The 15,427-nt window shown below is 45.8% G+C and carries 16 protein-coding genes; 12 read left to right on the top strand and 4 right to left on the bottom strand.

Annotated features, from left to right (window positions below):
* Positions 1-103 precede the first annotated feature (103 nt).
* Positions 104-412, top strand: coding sequence for an SAV0927 family protein (locus ACHA8N_RS01720; RefSeq protein ID WP_393964526.1), 309 nt, complete (start codon positions 104-106; stop codon positions 410-412).
* 51 nt (positions 413-463) lie between these two features.
* Here ACHA8N_RS01720 and ACHA8N_RS01715 read toward each other — a convergent pair whose 3' ends face one another.
* On the bottom strand, positions 464-1,951 hold the full coding sequence (locus ACHA8N_RS01715) for an aminotransferase class I/II-fold pyridoxal phosphate-dependent enzyme (RefSeq protein WP_026832515.1): 1,488 nt from the start codon (positions 1,949-1,951) through the stop codon (positions 464-466).
* A gap of 132 nt (positions 1,952-2,083) precedes the next feature.
* On the opposite strand from ACHA8N_RS01715, the gene ACHA8N_RS01710 reads away from it, so the two are divergent.
* From ACHA8N_RS01710 to ACHA8N_RS01700, 3 genes are all read left to right on the top strand, one after another.
* Positions 2,084-2,356: a UPF0223 family protein gene (locus ACHA8N_RS01710; RefSeq protein WP_393964525.1), complete on the top strand. Its 273-nt coding sequence runs from the start codon at positions 2,084-2,086 to the stop codon at positions 2,354-2,356.
* A gap of 232 nt (positions 2,357-2,588) precedes the next feature.
* A complete protein-coding gene (locus tag ACHA8N_RS01705) occupies positions 2,589-2,777 on the top strand; it encodes a hypothetical protein (RefSeq protein WP_012370874.1) in 189 nt (62 codons plus the stop codon).
* A gap of 138 nt (positions 2,778-2,915) precedes the next feature.
* Positions 2,916-3,695 carry an inositol monophosphatase family protein gene (locus tag ACHA8N_RS01700; protein WP_393964536.1) on the top strand — a complete coding sequence of 260 codons (780 nt, stop codon included), beginning with the start codon at positions 2,916-2,918 and terminating at the stop codon, positions 3,693-3,695.
* An 18-nt stretch (positions 3,696-3,713) separates the two neighbouring features.
* On the opposite strand, the gene ACHA8N_RS01695 is transcribed toward ACHA8N_RS01700, so the two are convergent.
* A complete protein-coding gene (locus tag ACHA8N_RS01695; RefSeq protein ID WP_393964524.1) occupies positions 3,714-3,884 on the bottom strand; it encodes a DUF5325 family protein in 171 nt (56 codons plus the stop codon).
* A 187-nt stretch (positions 3,885-4,071) separates the two neighbouring features.
* Between ACHA8N_RS01695 and typA the strand changes: the two genes are divergently transcribed.
* The 3 genes from typA to ACHA8N_RS01680 all read left to right on the top strand — a co-directional run bounded on the left by typA (position 4,072) and on the right by ACHA8N_RS01680 (position 7,500).
* Positions 4,072-5,919 carry a translational GTPase TypA gene (gene typA / locus ACHA8N_RS01690; protein ID WP_214720597.1) on the top strand — a complete coding sequence of 616 codons (1,848 nt, stop codon included), beginning with the start codon at positions 4,072-4,074 and terminating at the stop codon, positions 5,917-5,919.
* Positions 5,920-5,946: 27 nt separating this feature from the next.
* Entirely contained in the window at positions 5,947-6,300 is a 354-nt protein-coding gene (locus tag ACHA8N_RS01685) for a YlaH-like family protein (protein ID WP_393964523.1), read from the top strand.
* Between the two features lie 138 nt (positions 6,301-6,438).
* Entirely contained in the window at positions 6,439-7,500 is a 1,062-nt protein-coding gene (locus tag ACHA8N_RS01680) for a PQQ-dependent sugar dehydrogenase (protein WP_393964522.1), read from the top strand.
* A 28-nt stretch (positions 7,501-7,528) separates the two neighbouring features.
* Here ACHA8N_RS01680 and ACHA8N_RS01675 read toward each other — a convergent pair whose 3' ends face one another.
* Positions 7,529-7,732 carry a YlaI family protein gene (locus tag ACHA8N_RS01675; RefSeq protein ID WP_393964521.1) on the bottom strand — a complete coding sequence of 68 codons (204 nt, stop codon included), beginning with the start codon at positions 7,730-7,732 and terminating at the stop codon, positions 7,529-7,531.
* A gap of 116 nt (positions 7,733-7,848) precedes the next feature.
* Between ACHA8N_RS01675 and ACHA8N_RS01670 the strand changes: the two genes are divergently transcribed.
* Together ACHA8N_RS01670 and ACHA8N_RS01665 are read left to right on the top strand one after the other, a co-directional pair.
* The gene (locus ACHA8N_RS01670) at positions 7,849-8,301 is read left to right on the top strand and encodes a PNPOx family protein (protein WP_147510775.1); all 453 of its coding nucleotides are present in this window, start codon (positions 7,849-7,851) and stop codon (positions 8,299-8,301) included.
* Positions 8,302-8,340: 39 nt separating this feature from the next.
* Complete coding sequence (locus ACHA8N_RS01665) at positions 8,341-9,657, top strand: PhoH family protein (RefSeq protein ID WP_147510776.1); 1,317 nt, start codon at positions 8,341-8,343, stop codon at positions 9,655-9,657.
* Positions 9,658-9,724: 67 nt separating this feature from the next.
* On the opposite strand, the gene ACHA8N_RS01660 is transcribed toward ACHA8N_RS01665, so the two are convergent.
* Complete coding sequence (locus tag ACHA8N_RS01660; protein ID WP_393964520.1) at positions 9,725-10,186, bottom strand: hypothetical protein; 462 nt, start codon at positions 10,184-10,186, stop codon at positions 9,725-9,727.
* A gap of 122 nt (positions 10,187-10,308) precedes the next feature.
* Between ACHA8N_RS01660 and ACHA8N_RS01655 the strand changes: the two genes are divergently transcribed.
* The 3 genes from ACHA8N_RS01655 to ACHA8N_RS01645 all read left to right on the top strand — a co-directional run bounded on the left by ACHA8N_RS01655 (position 10,309) and on the right by ACHA8N_RS01645 (position 15,356).
* Positions 10,309-10,587, top strand: a complete 279-nt coding sequence (locus ACHA8N_RS01655) for an Fpa/YlaN family protein (RefSeq protein WP_147510778.1) — start codon at positions 10,309-10,311, stop codon at positions 10,585-10,587.
* 70 nt (positions 10,588-10,657) lie between these two features.
* Positions 10,658-11,929 (top strand): FtsW/RodA/SpoVE family cell cycle protein, encoded by a 1,272-nt coding sequence (locus ACHA8N_RS01650; RefSeq protein WP_393964519.1) that lies wholly within the window; start codon positions 10,658-10,660, stop codon positions 11,927-11,929.
* Entirely contained in the window at positions 11,922-15,356 is a 3,435-nt protein-coding gene (locus ACHA8N_RS01645) for a pyruvate carboxylase (protein WP_147510780.1), read from the top strand. Before ACHA8N_RS01650 ends, ACHA8N_RS01645 begins: the two co-directional genes overlap by 8 nt.
* Positions 15,357-15,427: the final 71 nt, after the last annotated feature.

Raw genomic sequence — 15,427 nt, 5'->3', positions numbered from 1 at the left:
CTAAGACCTTGAAACGGGGAGCCGACCGTTTCAAGGTCTTTTTTTGTTCGTTTAACTCTGCTTAAAAATAGGAAAAGAATAAAAAAAGAGAGGGTGAGTTGCAGTGGAACCTCAATTGTCTCTGGTCGAAGAATTGTATCATGTCTCAGAAATGGATAAGGTCCGATTCATTGGTGTCACAACCGATCATGCCCGATATGATTTTGGCGTGATCTTTACAGGTCAGTTTTTCGGGAAGATGTTGGTCGTCAGCCTCAGCAGCGGACGTGCGGCTTTGTTGGATCATGAAGATGTCCTCGACGCAGATGTCTTGCACCGGATACTTGACGTGGATCCGATCGATACAGGGGCGGTCGGAGACTTTTTGGGAACCCTGTTGCCTGATGTCCCCCGTTATGAACAGGCGGACTAAAAAATCCTGCAGGTGCTTTACGCACCTGCAGGATTTTTTGAATAAAACCCGTTACCGGATGGCATTGGATTGTTGAATGACTTTGATGGTTTCGAGTGTGTGATCTTCCAGTCCTTGAACCGGCAGACCGGCTTCGATGTTTTCTTTGATGTACGCCAAGTTGTCGGTCGTAATCATTTCCCCCGGAATGAAGATCGGGATACCAGGCGGATAGACCATCATGAATTCTGCCGAAATACGGCCGACCGCATCTGCGAGCGGAATCGTTTCCGTCTCTTCATAGAAGGCGTCCCGCGGGCTGAGCGCAAGCGCAGGGATATCGGGTAAGACAATCGAGTGGGAAGCGGTTTTTGAACCCGTATCACGGTGTCGTTCGACCAGTTCAGCCATTCCTGTGAGCAAAGCGTCAATCGTCTCTTCTGAATCACCGGAAGTGATGATCAACAAAATGTTGTTTAAGTCGGACAGTTCGACTTCAATCCGGTGTTCTTCCCGTAAAAATTCCTCGACGAGATGACCGGAAATTCCTAGTCCTTTGACAGAAATCAAGACTTTTGTCGGATCGAAGGCAAAGGTTGCACTCGAGTGCAGATCGGCTTCTCCGAAGACAGCGAGATAAGGAAGCTTGGCGAGCCCCATCCGCATCCGTGTCGCGAGTTCGAGTGCGCGACGGTTCATCGCCTCACCATTGATGGCAAGGTGACGACGTGCACAGTCGAGTGACGCAAGCAACAAATAAGAGGTTGAAGTTGTCGTCAGCATCGAGAGGACGGCTTGCACCTTATCCGGTGACACAAGACCACGACGGACGTTTAAGACAGAACTCCCTGTTAAAGAGCCACCAAGTTTATGCACGCTCGTCGCAGCAAGGTCAGCGCCTGCCTGCATTGCGGATAATGGCATATCATCGTGAAACGCGATATGGACGCCGTGTGCTTCATCGACAAGGACGGGAATCCCTTTACTATGTGCCAGTGTGACGATGCTCTCCAGGTCGCCAGCAACGCCGAAATACGTCGGATTGATGACGAGGACGGCTTTTGTATCCGGGTGCAGGCTGAGTGCACGTTCGACGGCACTTGGTGTGATACCATGAGCGATTCCGAACATTTCGTCAAATTCCGGATGAATGAAAATCGGATGCGCTCCAGAAAGAACGATAGCCGACATCACCGATTTATGGACATTTCGCGGAACAAGAATTTTATCGTCCGGACCGACGACACTCATGATCATTGCCATGATGGCGGTTGAAGTTCCCTGAACCGAGAAAAATGTTTCGTCAGCATGGAAGGCTTGCGCCGCAAGTCGGTGGGCATCTTTGATAATGCCTTTTGGATGATGAAGGTCATCAAGCGGAGCGATATTGATTAAATCAATATCGAGCGCATTTTGACCGATAAATGATCGAAAAGCAGGATCCATCCCTTGGCCATTTTTATGACCGGGAATATGAAATTGAATTGGTTGACGTTTCGCATGCGCCAGCAGCGCATCGAACAAAGGTGTATCGAGCTGTGTTAAGCTTTTTGTTTGCACCAGATTTCCCCCCTTAAAACCGAATAAAAAAACAATCAAACAAGCTAACTATAACAAGTTTTCATGAGGTTGCAACTGTTTTATGTTCGATTTCGTTGTAAAATAAGAAGCGTCAAGAAAGGAAGTGTCACAATGGCGGTCAATTATCCGATTAATCCAGACTGGTCGACGGACGAAATCGTTACAGTCATCCAATTTTTTAATATTGTCGAGGAGGCTTACGAAAAAGGGATCGATCGTACTGTCTTTTTAAATGCATATCAAGCTTTTAAAACCATCGTCAATTCAAAGTCAGAAGAAAAACAACTGGATCAATTTTATTTTGAGGAAACAGGATGTTCGAGCTACCGTGCTGTTCAACAAGCAAGAAAACAAACAGATGCCTTGTTGCGTTTGAAAAAGTAATTAAATCGTTATCTCAAGCAACCCCTTTTCTGACAGTTCAGAAGAGGGGTTGCTTGTTTAGAAAAAACAAAAATTGGTTATATACTACATACAAGACGATATCGTACAACTGTAAAAATTAAAAATAGATACTTTACATCTAAGTTGAATCGTACTATTATGGATTCAATCCACTAATTAGTCGCAATTGTCTGACAACTGAGTTTTTATCCCGCGAAGGAGTGTGGTTACTGTGAAACAAGTGATCGAAGCATACAAAAGAAAAGATGCAGAAAAACGCATTCCTGTATTGCGCCTTGAGATCGATTATGAACTTGCGACATTGCATGACGCAATCGTAGCAAGTGATACGGAAGCGATGGGTGCCAGTAAGGAACGTCTTGAAAAATACCGTCAAGAGATGGTTCGTCTTGAAGCGTAAACAAGATGTTACCTTTTAAAATAGAATAAACGATAATAAAATAATCCCAAAATCAACCAGCGAAATTTTTGTTGGTTGATTTTTTTTGTTATCATGAAAATGTAGGACGGTCTGAAGGAGACGGAAAGGGTGAGTCAGATGCAAGGTATGGAATTACATGCGATCGATCTAATCAAGCGGGCAGGAAAATATATTCGTCAAAAGATGGATCAAGCGTATCATATAGAAGAAAAAACAAACAAAAGTGATCTCGTCACAGAAATTGATCAACATGTCGAAGATTTATTGATTCAAGGAATTTTGGATCGCTATCCCGATCATCATGTGTACGGAGAGGAAGGTCGAATCGTTCGTCCGGATACATTAGAAGGAACGGTTTGGTTCGTCGATCCGATTGACGGGACGATGAACTTCATCCGTCAAAAACGTTTATTCGCGATTTCCATTGCCATCATGGTAGAAGGAGAGCTACGCTACGGGTTCGTCTACGATGTGATGGCCGATGAACTGTTTCATGCCATTAAAGGACAAGGGGCTTATGAAAACGGGATTCGGCTCGCGCCCATTAAAGAGAGATCGGTTAAAGAAGCCATCATTTGCATGAATGCGACATGGGTGACGTCAAATCGACGAATCGATTCTAATTTGTTGGCACCACTCGTCCGTGATGCGGTTGGTGTTCGTGCTGTCGGTGCAGCTTCACTTGAACTCGCTTGGGTCGCGGCGGGACGGGTCGACGGTTATATCACGATGCGGAATATGCCTTGGGATTATACAGGCGGACAAGTGTTGATCGAAGAACTCGGAGGACGTGTCGGGACGATCGAAGGGGCGGACATGACGTATCTTGAACAGACGAGCGTACTGGCGGGAAGCCGACAATTCGTTGAGGACGTATTGACGTACGTGCAAAAATAAAACGCCCGTAGAGGGCGTTTAAGCTTGTTTACGTAAACGCGCTTTTAAAACGAAGCCGATTCCCATTGTCCCGATGGTCAGAAGAAGTGAGACGACAATCATGAGTACGTTTTGTTCCGCAATAAAAATACCGATGGAAGCCATCGAACCAACTGCGATGATGGCTAACAATAAAAAAAGAATCCGCATTTGTCATTTCCCCCTTACAATACATGAACTCGTCTTTAGTTTAGCGTGAATCAGGGACAATGAAAAGGCTTTCGCTGTCATCTTCAATCGAAGTGATTGCCAACTACCAGTCAACCTGTGCTATACTCTTAAAGTTGACCGAAAGTATTAATGGATTATTTAAATGAACAGAAAGAGGTACACACCTATGACAACAGTAGTAAGAAATGATTTACGCAACGTCGCGATTATCGCCCACGTTGACCATGGTAAAACGACACTCGTCGATGAGCTTTTAAAACAATCTGGAACATTCCGTGCGAATGAACTAGTCGAAGAACGCGCAATGGACTCAAATGATATCGAGCGTGAGCGCGGAATCACGATCCTTGCGAAAAATACGGCAATCGATTACAAAAATACACGCATCAACATCGTTGATACACCAGGTCACGCCGATTTCGGTGGTGAAGTAGAACGTATCATGCGTATGGTTGACGGCGTTATCCTCGTTGTTGACGCACGTGAAGGCTGTATGCCACAAACACGTTTCGTATTGAAAAAAGCACTTGAGCAAGGTCTCCAGCCAATCGTCGTCGTCAATAAAATTGACAAGCCGATGGTTCGTCCGCTCGAAGTTGTTGACGAAGTCGTCGACCTCTTGATTGACCTTGGAGCAGATGAAGATCAGCTCGAATTCCCAGTCGTTTATGCATCGGCAGTCAACGGCTCAAGTTCATTTGACCCTGAACTTGAAAATCAAGAAGATACAATTACAAACGTTCTTGACTTGATTCTTGAACACACACCGGCTCCTGTTGATAACAGCATGGATCCATTACAATTCCAAGTTACGATGCTTGACTACGATAACTACCTTGGTCGTATCGGAGTAGGACGTGTCTTCCGTGGAGAAATCAAAGTTGGAGACAGCGTGTCGCTTTCTAAACTTGATGGATCAATCAAAAACTTCCGTGTAACGAAATTGTTCGGTTACTTCGGTCTGAAACGCGTCGAAATCGAAGCAGCGAAAGCTGGAGATTTGATCGCAATCGCAGGAATGGAAGACATCAACGTTGGGGAAACGGTTTGCCCGACTTCACACGTTGATCCACTCCCATTACTTCGTATCGATGAGCCGACTCTTCAAATGACGTTCATCGTCAACAACTCGCCATTCGCTGGTCGTGAAGGTGACCTCGTCACTTCGCGTAAAATCGAAGAGCGTCTTGAAAAAGAGCTTGAAACAGACGTTTCACTCCGCATCGAAAACACAGATTCGCCGGACCGCTGGATCGTATCTGGTCGTGGTGAGCTTCACCTCGGTATCTTGATCGAAAACATGCGTCGTGAAGGATACGAAATTCAAGTATCTAAACCGCAGGTAATCATCAAGGTTGAAGACGGCGTAAAAGTTGAGCCGTTTGAGCGCGTTGTCATTGATACACCGGAAGAATATACTGGTGGCGTCATGGAATCGATCGGTCTCCGTAAAGGTGAACTGACGAACATGCAAACAATGGATAACGGACAAACAAAAATGGAATTCATCGTTCCTTCACGTGGATTAATCGGATACCGGAATGAATTCTTATCTGCAACACGTGGATACGGAATCATGAACCACACATTCGAAGAATACCGTCCGTTCATCAATGCAGACATCGGTGGACGTCGCAGTGGTGTTATGGTTTCAATCGAAGCTGGTAAAGCAACTGCTTACGCTATCTCTGCACTCGAAGACCGTGGAACGATCTTCATCGAGCCAGGCCTTGAAGTCTACGAAGGAATGATCATCGGTGAATGTAACCGTGACGTCGATCTCGCTGTTAACGTCGTTAAAGCGAAACAATTGACGAACATGCGTGCATCTGCGAAAGATACGACAAACGTTCTTAAACGTCCACGTGTCTTCTCACTTGAAGAATCGTTGACATTCTTGAATGAAGATGAGTACTGTGAAATCACACCAGAATCAGTTCGTCTTCGTAAACAAGTATTGAACAAAAACGAACGTGAAAAACAAGACAAGCGTCGTCGTCTTGGTAAAGACTGAGCTCTTAACACGTAAGGGGGACTGGCAATGACTGCACAACCTGCCGTTGCTTCTGATTTCTCGAAATATGATATTCCTGCCGTCGCGAAGTTAGTCGGCGTAGGAAGTGATCCAAATAATCTAAGCGCTGGTTTTAACGCGCTGATGATTACCGTCGTCATCTTGACGTTGATCGTGTTTAAATTAGGTTTTGCAAAAGAGTTGGCCTGGTGGAAATCACTGATTGTCTATCTGATGTTGGCTGTATTCTCAGCTGCGTTAACACTCGTCTTCTGGACGTGGCCGATTCCTGAAGTCTTGCTTGCGATGGTCGTCATTCTCGGAATCTACCGGTTCCGGATGTGGATGGTCAAACGTGAGCGGGAACGGACTGCTACGTAAGTTGATATACGCTTGGACCCGTCTTCTAATTAGAAGACGGGTTTTTTTGTGTAAAACGATGGGAAAATGGCAGTATATTCGAATTGAGGAGTAATCAGGACGGTTTTGGGAAAAAAACACGGTAAGGGGTGATAAAGCATGTGGAAACATACATGGAGTATTCCAGTCAGCCTTGCAATTGTTTTAGCAGGCTGTTCACAATCTGAAGAACGTGATTCATCAACAGACAAATCGAATTCTGTACCGAAAACATCGAAAACCGCTGAAAGTAATGTTGTACTAAAGGAACTACGGACACCGTGGAACATTGAAAAAAATCAAGAAACGTTTTATATCACGGAGCGGGAAGGGACGATTTTGAAAGGATCGAGCAAGGAACAGGTCCGGATGGAGCTTGATTTGTCGGAGAACGTCGTGGCTGAAGGGGAGGGTGGTCTGCTAGGGATGGCACTTGATCCCGACTTCTCAGATAATCAGACGGCTTACGTCTATCACACGTACGAAAAAAATGGAACGTTATACAACCGTGTCGTTGCCATCGTCGAACAAGACGATACGTGGAAAGAAACACGTGTTTTGCTCGACGAGATTCCGGGTGCGTCCATTCATAACGGCGGACGCATCGAAATCGGACCGGACGATTTTCTATATGTGACAGCAGGTGATGCAGCGGTACCGGAAAATGCTCAAAAGTTGTCTTCCTTATCCGGCAAGATTTTGCGGATGAAATTAGACGGGAGTCCGGCTGACGGGAACTTAAGAGAATACGTCTACAGTTATGGTCACCGAAATCCACAAGGATTGGTGTTTGTCGATCAAACGCTTTATGCAACGGAGCATGGGCAGAGTGGTCATGATGAAATCAATCGAATCGAATCGAAGAATTACGGGTGGCCGTTGATCGAAGGTACGGAAAAACAGCAAGGACTGGTGACACCTTGGTATGAAGTCGGGGAGCAATCCGTCGCGCCGAGCGGTGTCGCAGCACTCGACGGGAAACTGTATTTTGGAACACTTGTCGGTCAAAGCTTACGATCCATCGAATCCTCAACATCGAAAGTGGAACAGGTCGTATCGGATCGAGGCCGGATTCGTGACGTGATGGTCGACGGAAAGGATCTTTATTATATTACAAACAATACAGACGGTAGAGGGAATCCCGGTGACGAGGATGATGTCCTTGTCCGTTTGACACCATAAAAAAACTACTTTGAAAAAACAAAGTAGTTTACCATCTTTTTTTAGTAGTTGCCCAAGTCGGATAAAGACTGAATCGTCCTGTTTCTTGGCGGGCGACAGTCCGCTCGGTGACTCGTTCATGACATTCGTCGCATATGTAGACGCGAACAGGTTTGTTACGCAGCCGCTTTGCTGTGAAGGACCAATCATCGATGGTTTCTCTTTTATCACAAATGGTGCATTTTACACGCATGGGAGGTCCTCCTCTTTTTTTCTTAGTATATCATATTTAAGAATTGTTCAAATCGAAAAAGGAATGCGCAGATCCAATATCGAATGTATCCAATAAGCAGAAGAGGGGGTGGTACCATGGCAAATAAAGTGGAACATCGTCTGAGTGACAAGCAGATGGAAGCATTAACGGATTTACCACTTGTTTTTTTAATCACGCATGATCAATCAACCAGTTGGCCGATCACCCATGCAGTCAGTTGGGTGCATGCGAAAGATGAGACGACGATTCGCTTTGCGATTGAAGCCGACTCGCTGATTGTCAAAACGTTAACCGATCATCCAATCTTCACACTGATTTTCTTCGCGGATCAGTCGACGTACAGTTTGACTTGTACGGATGTAAAGCCGTTTGAAACAAGCGAATCCTTACCTTTAAAAGTAGCATTGTATGAAGGAGAACTAAAAGAAGTGCGCGATATTTTGTTTTATGGAGCTGCCGTATCCGAACGACCACGTGTGCATAAAACATATGATGAGGCGGCGGCGGTGCGGTTAGATCATCAAATTCATACCATTTTAAAATCTTAACATTCATCAAAACTCGACTCTAAAGGGGCGAACGATGGAATGAAAAAAATATATGTGCTCGATACCAATGTCATGCTGCATGATCCACTGTCTTTATTTCAATTTCAAGAACACGATGTCGTGATTCCGGCAATCGTATTAGAAGAATTAGACGGAAAAAAAAGAAATATGGATGAAATCGGGCGAAATGCGCGGGAAACAGCACGCATTCTTGACCAATTACGCGAAACAGGTCAGTTACATGCGGGGGTTCCGCTTGGAAACGGTGGGATTCTCCGTGTCGACATCGGGGATTCCATTAGTGAGGTGTCACCGTTTACCCATGAATCCAATGACAATAAGATTTTGGAACTCGCTTGGTCGATTCATCGGGAACAGAAGGAACAGCAAACCGGACGGGACGTCATCTTGGTTTCAAAAGATATTCTGGTTCGGGTCAAAGCGGATGCTTACGGTTTAGTCGCTGAGGATTATTTGACTGACCACATTGCAGACTTGACCGGACTGTATACAGGATTTGTAGAATTGACGGTGGATCAAGAGTACATCGACGCTTTTTACCAAGATAAACGATTATCAGTGGATGTCCTGCCCGAGAAAGTTCATCCGAATCAATTCGTTATTTTAAAAAGTAATATGTCAAAAGCATCTGCGATTGCCGTTGTCGATCAAGAGATGCCCATCATTCGGGCGTTGTCACTCGATGTCGATCAAGTCTGGGGGGTCATCCCTCGAAACGTTCAACAACGAATGGCGTTCGAATTATTGCTTCGTGATGATGTGCCGCTCGTGACTCTCGTCGGGAAGGCGGGGACAGGGAAAACGTTGCTGGCACTCGCAGCAGGTTTATTGCAAGTGGAAGATGAGCATCGTTACAAAAAACTGGTCGTGGCCCGACCGGTCGTTCCGATGGGCAATGATATTGGGTACCTGCCGGGCGAGATGGAAGAAAAACTGCGTCCGTGGATGCAACCGATTTATGACAACTTGGAACATTTGTTTAATACAGGTTCCGGTGACGAGTTAGGGAACATTCTGGCCGGTATGAAGTCGATCCAACTGGAAGCGTTGACGTATATCCGGGGGCGGAGCATGCCGGGGCAGTTCATCATCATTGATGAAGCGCAGAATTTAACGAAACATGAAGTCAAGACCATCTTGACGCGTGTCGGTGAGAACTCTAAAATTGTTTTGGTTGGTGATCCGCAACAAATTGATCATCCGTATCTCGATGAATATTCAAACGGGTTATCGTACGCGGTCGAACGATTAAAGGATGAAAAAATGACCGGTCATGTTAAATTGGTTAAAGGAGAACGTTCGAGCCTCGCACGACTTGCTGCCGACTTACTCTGAATATAATATAAAAAAACCGCTTGGTTATTGTCCGGTTTCGGACGAACCAAGCGGTTTTTTGAATTGATTACAAGACAGTAATCCGTTCGACGGAACGCACGATTTGATCCCGATAAAGTAAATGGACGGGACCGTCCGTTAATACTTTTCCATCTTTCGAAAACTGTAAGTACATATCCGGTAGGGCACTTAAATCCAATTCGACCGTTTCTACTCCTTCAAAGCGTAATGTCGTTGCCCCTTCCAACACTTCGGCGTTACGAATGAATGGGGCAAGCGGCATGGCAAAGGTTCCCCGCAAGGCGGCGTCTTTTTCTTCGCGCGTCATCGGCTTATTGTGATCGGTCCGGCTGCCTTCTGTGATGCCTTTATCCCAAGCCGCTCCCATTTTGGCATAATACGCTTCTTGTGCATTGTCGGCGATCTGTTTCCCGATTTGATCGACTTCAATTTTCCGTTCATCAAAGATCCAGACGGTCGGATCAATCGTAAGTGGATAGCGTACGTTCCCTGTAATCGGAAAAATCATCATTATTCCCCCTAAATGTATGAGTCGTGCAAATCCATTATACCGAAACGTTGAATTGTTGGCGAAAGTAAGGTAAAGTTTATCTATAACAGGAACGCGTCATTTGATGAGGAGGGATTGGATTGTCAACTGAAATCGGGACAGTTCATCGCCAGCGCGCTCTTGAGCTACTAGAAGCGGATGCCCATAAAATCCGCCGGTTGATCGAGGTCCAGCTTGCGAATTTAACGATGCCACAATGTCCTCTCTATGAGGAAGTATTGGATACACAAATGTTCGGATTGTCGCGCCAAATTGATTTTGCCGTTCGTCTCGAACTGATTGATGCGAGTGAAGGGAAACGATTACTTGACTCACTAGAACAGCAATTATCTGACTTACATGATGCGGAGACGTGCTGATTTTCTACTCAAACGTGAAATGCGGCGTTTGGGTATTTTTTTTTAGAACTAGAAAAAGGACGTGTACATAATGCAATCGAAGTTTAAAGAAAGACGTGCGTTTTTTGATTACCGCCTATTTTTTACGATGCTGATTTTAATGGCAATCAGTACGGTAATGGTCTACAGTGCCAGTGTCTGGAATGGTGGAGACTATGCAAATACCTCGTTTTTTGAAAAACAATTGATGTTTGACGTGATGGCTATTGCGTTATTCTTGTTTGTGGCCCATCTGAACCATGAAATTTTTCGTGGACCCATTTTTCGATTGGTTTTATATACCATCACTTTCGGTATGTTAACAGCGACTCTTTTCGCTGCGCCGTTAAACGGGGCACGGGCTTGGCTGAACTTTGGTATTTTTTTGATTCAGCCGATTGAACTGTGCAAATTTGTTCTGGTCATTGGTCTTGCCAATTACTTTGATCAAAAACATAAGGGGCAAATGAACGGAGTGATTGGAATCGTCCATCACTTTATCCATCGTCAAGTGTCACCAACATCATCAGGGAAACGGATTCTGCTCAGCTTCACGGACTGGATTCTAATACCGATGCTCGTCCTGTTGGCACCTTATGCCATTATCATCCGGATGCAGCCGGATGACGGAGGTTTGTTTATCCTCCTCCTGATCACAGCACTGATTTTGTTTGCGGTCGGCTTGCCGCGTGGTTATATTGCTGTTGCAATTGTATTCGGAGCAGGAGTCGGTCTGTATGCTTGGAACAATTTTTCGGTCAACCAAATGGAACGCATTCAGGCAATCTTCAACCCATTTTTGGACGCGGAGGGTAAAGGGTATCAATTGATAAATTCGGTCATCTCGATTGCCCACGGAGGATTCTTTGGAGTCGGTTTAGGGAATAGCTTTCAAAAGTACGGTTATCTGCCGGAGCCGGAGACCGATTACATCATGTCAATCATCTCAGAAGAACTCGGCTTCGTCGGAGTCCTTATCGTACTGGGATTGCTGTTCTTTTTAATGTGGCAAGGTGCGGTAATTGCGCGACAAGCGGCTTCGAGTTACTCGAGCATGGTGGCATTCGGTATTTCGTCCATCATCTTTATCCAGACCTGTATTAATATCGGAGCGATGTCAGGATTGTTTCCGGGGACCGGCGTGACATTACCGTTTATCAGTTACGGTGGGTCTTCGCTTCTCGTCATGAGTACGATGCTTGGCGTTGTAGCAAATATTTCGATGCAAAACAAGCATCGGATAGCGTATCATAAAGAAGTACAGGAAGCACGAAAGATGAGTGCTACGAGTTCATTACCTAAAGGGGGAGCATCAGTTGACTAAAATCAAAAAGATACTTGTCGCAAACCGCGGAGAAATCGCGATTCGCGTATTCCGTGCGGCAACCGAACTCGGGATTCGGACAGTTGCTATTTATTCAAGAGAAGATATGGGATCGCTTCACCGGTACAAGGCCGACGAAGCGTACCGGATCGGTGAAGGAAAAAAACCGATCGAAGCGTACCTCGATATCGAAGGAATTATCGCGACTGCCAAGACGGCACAATGTGATGCTATCCATCCAGGCTATGGATTTTTGTCAGAAAATATTGAACTCGCCAAAAGATGCCGGGAAGAGGGGATTATTTTTATCGGTCCTCGTGAAGAACATTTATACAGTTTCGGTGACAAAGTTCGGGCGCGGACGACGGCCATCGAAGCAGGACTACCTGTTATCCCTGGTACAGATGGTCCAATCACATCGATTGATGAAGCTTATGCCTTCGCTGAAAAAGCCGGTTATCCGTTAATGGTCAAAGCTTCGCTTGGAGGCGGCGGACGCGGTATGCGTGTTGTCCGGACAGAAGAAGAACTGCCGGAAATGATCGAACGCGCAAAATCTGAAGCTTTGAAAGCCTTTGGCTCGGATGAAATTTATGTTGAAAAACTAATCGAACGTCCAAAACACATTGAAGTCCAAATTATTGGAGATGCTCATGGGAATATCGTTCATTTATTTGAGCGTGATTGTTCGGTCCAACGTCGTCATCAAAAGGTTGTTGAGGTGGCACCGTGTGTGACGCTGTCTGACGAGGGACGGAAAAAGATTTGTGAAGCAGCTGTCACATTGATGAACCATGTCGGCTACGAAAATGCCGGAACGGTTGAGTTTTTGGTGACACAAGATGAATCATTCTATTTCATCGAAGTCAATCCACGTGTTCAAGTAGAACATACGATTACCGAAATGATTACCGGGATCGATATCGTTCAGACACAAATTCGAGTCGCAGAAGGAGAATCGCTACATAGTGAACTGGTAGGCATTCCTGCGCAAGAAAACATTCAAATGTTAGGTTTCGCCATTCAAAGCCGGATTACATCAGAAGATCCGGAAAACGGCTTCTTACCGGATACAGGCAAAATTAAAGCATATCGCTCACCAGGTGGTTTTGGTGTTCGTCTCGACGGTGGAAATGCGTATGTAGGTGCTGAGATTTCGCCTTATTACGATTCCTTACTTGTTAAGATTTCCACGCATGGCTTAACATACGATCAAGCCGTCGCTAAAATGAGCCGGAATTTAAGCGAGTTCCGAATCCGGGGTATTAAAACCAATATTCCATTTTTAAGTAACGTTCTTAAACACCATGCTTTTATCAGTGGAGATTACAATACGTCATTTATCGATGATACAAAAGAATTATTTATTTTCCCGAAACGACAAGACCGTGGAACGAAGTTGTTAACGTATATTGGAGAAGTATCCGTCAACGGCTTCCCGGGAATCGGAAAGATTGAAAAACCATTGGCGCGAGACGTTCGGATTCCAAAAGACTTGCCTGCTGACTATCAAGCAGGAGCAAAAGCGATTCTTGACGCGGAAGGACCGCTTGGTGTTATTAACTGGCTCAAAGCACAAGAACGCGTCCAACTGACGGACACAACATTCCGGGATGCGCACCAGTCCTTGCTTGCGACACGGATGCGGACAAAAGACTTAGTCGCGATCGCGGAAGCAGAAGCCAAACTGTTACCGGAACTCTTTTCAGTGGAAGCTTGGGGCGGTGCAACGTTTGATGTAGCGTACCGTTTCCTATCAGAGGATCCATGGGTTCGGTTGATGCAGTTACGTGAAAAGATGCCGAATGTTTTGATTCAGATGTTGTTACGCGGGGCAAATGCGGTCGGCTATAAAAATTATCCGGACAATGTCATTCATGCCTTCGTCAAAGAAGCAGCGCAAGCAGGTGTCGATGTGTTCCGTATCTTCGACAGCTTGAACAATCCGGAATCGATTCAGTTGGCGATCGATGCCGTCTTGCCGACAGGAAAAATCGCGGAAGCAGCGGTTTGTTATACAGGAGACTTGTTTGATGCGAACCGTCCGAAATATCATCTTCCGTATTACGTTAAACTGGCGAAGCAACTCGAAGCCAGCGGGGCCCATATCATTGCCATCAAAGATATGGCAGGGTTACTGAAACCGGAAGCTGCTTACGCATTGATCTCGGCACTGAAAGATGCCGTCGATTTGCCGATTCATCTGCATACGCATGATGCAAGCGGGAACGGGATTTACACATATGCCCGTGCTGTCGATGCCGGTGTCGATATCGTGGATGTCGCCGCTTCAAGCATGGCGGGACTGACAAGTCAGCCTGCCGGAGGAAGTTTGATTCATGCACTGAGTGGACACACACGTCAGCCACTTGTATCTGCACAAAAATTCGAACAAGTTTCTGACTATTGGCAGGATGTGCGACATCTCTATCAAGCGTTTGAACTCGATATGTTAGCACCGAATCCGACGGTCTATGATCATGAAATGCCGGGTGGACAATACTCAAACTTGCAACAACAAGCGAAAGCCGTCGGACTCGCGGATCGTTGGTCTGAAGTCAAAACGATGTATGCCCGCGTCAACATGTTGTTCGGCGACATCGTTAAAGTCACACCATCTTCAAAAGTCGTCGGTGACATGGCATTGTTTATGGTTCAGCATCATCTGACAGAAGCAGATGTCATGGAACGTGCCAGCAATCTCGACTTCCCGGATTCTGTCGTCGAATTGATGAAAGGGGAGCTTGGTACACCTCCGGACGGTTTCCCGAAACAAGTCCAAGCGGCAATCCTCAAAGGTGTCGAGCCATTGACGGAGCGCCCTGGAAAAATGATGGAGCCGCTCAATTTTGATGCCATCAAGCATGAATTATTCGAGAAACTGGAACGTCCGGTGACGGAGTTTGATGCACTGGCATATGCCTTGTATCCGAAAGTGTTCCTTGACTACAGTTCGTATGTCGAACGATATGGTGACATCTCAGTACTCGATACGAGTACGTTCTTCCACGGCATGCGTCTCGGGGAAACGATCGAAGTCGAAATCGAGCGCGGAAAAACATTGTACTTGAAGTTAATCCAAATCGGTCAACCGGACGATCACGGTGTCCGTGTCATCTACTACGAGATGAACGGTGTGCCGCGTGAAGTCGAAGTAAAAGACATCAGCATCAAAGAAAGTTCATCCAGCCGACCGAAAGCCGATCGATCGAATCCGAAACAGATTGGTGCGTCAATGCCGGGTAGTGTCTTGAAAGTTTTGGTTGAGCCTGGAACTCGGGTTCGTAAGGGCGAGCAACTGCTTGTAACAGAGGCGATGAAAATGGAGACGACGATTCAAGCACCTGAAGACGGTGAGATCAAGTCAGTCCACGTCAAAGAAGGCGAAGCTATCGCAAGTCAAGATTTATTGATTGAATTCATTTAAAAGACAAGCGTAAATGACAATAGACACAGTATGACGAAGACAGGCAAAACGCATGGCGGATTGCCTGTTTT

It is taken from the genome of Exiguobacterium sp. S22-S28 (assembly GCF_043359615.1).
GTDB lineage: Bacteria > Bacillota > Bacilli > Exiguobacteriales > Exiguobacteriaceae > Exiguobacterium_A.
Note: the sequence above shows the minus strand (reverse complement) of the source record. Positions and strands in the feature narration are given on the sequence as shown.

Excerpts from the sequence above, each read along its gene's own strand:
- ACHA8N_RS01710 (WP_393964525.1), top strand. The coding sequence starts at position 2,084 with ATGGCGGTCAATTATCCGATTAATCCAGACTGGTCGACGGACGAAATC.
- ACHA8N_RS01700 (WP_393964536.1), top strand. The coding sequence starts at position 2,916 with ATGCAAGGTATGGAATTACATGCGATCGATCTAATCAAGCGGGCAGGA.
- ACHA8N_RS01695 (WP_393964524.1), bottom strand. The coding sequence starts at position 3,884 with ATGCGGATTCTTTTTTTATTGTTAGCCATCATCGCAGTTGGTTCGATG.
- typA (WP_214720597.1), top strand. The coding sequence starts at position 4,072 with ATGACAACAGTAGTAAGAAATGATTTACGCAACGTCGCGATTATCGCC.
- ACHA8N_RS01685 (WP_393964523.1), top strand. The coding sequence starts at position 5,947 with ATGACTGCACAACCTGCCGTTGCTTCTGATTTCTCGAAATATGATATT.
- ACHA8N_RS01680 (WP_393964522.1), top strand. The coding sequence starts at position 6,439 with ATGTGGAAACATACATGGAGTATTCCAGTCAGCCTTGCAATTGTTTTA.
- ACHA8N_RS01675 (WP_393964521.1), bottom strand. The coding sequence starts at position 7,732 with ATGCGTGTAAAATGCACCATTTGTGATAAAAGAGAAACCATCGATGAT.
- ACHA8N_RS01670 (WP_147510775.1), top strand. The coding sequence starts at position 7,849 with ATGGCAAATAAAGTGGAACATCGTCTGAGTGACAAGCAGATGGAAGCA.
- ACHA8N_RS01665 (WP_147510776.1), top strand. The coding sequence starts at position 8,341 with ATGAAAAAAATATATGTGCTCGATACCAATGTCATGCTGCATGATCCA.
- ACHA8N_RS01660 (WP_393964520.1), bottom strand. The coding sequence starts at position 10,186 with ATGATTTTTCCGATTACAGGGAACGTACGCTATCCACTTACGATTGAT.
- ACHA8N_RS01650 (WP_393964519.1), top strand. The coding sequence starts at position 10,658 with ATGCAATCGAAGTTTAAAGAAAGACGTGCGTTTTTTGATTACCGCCTA.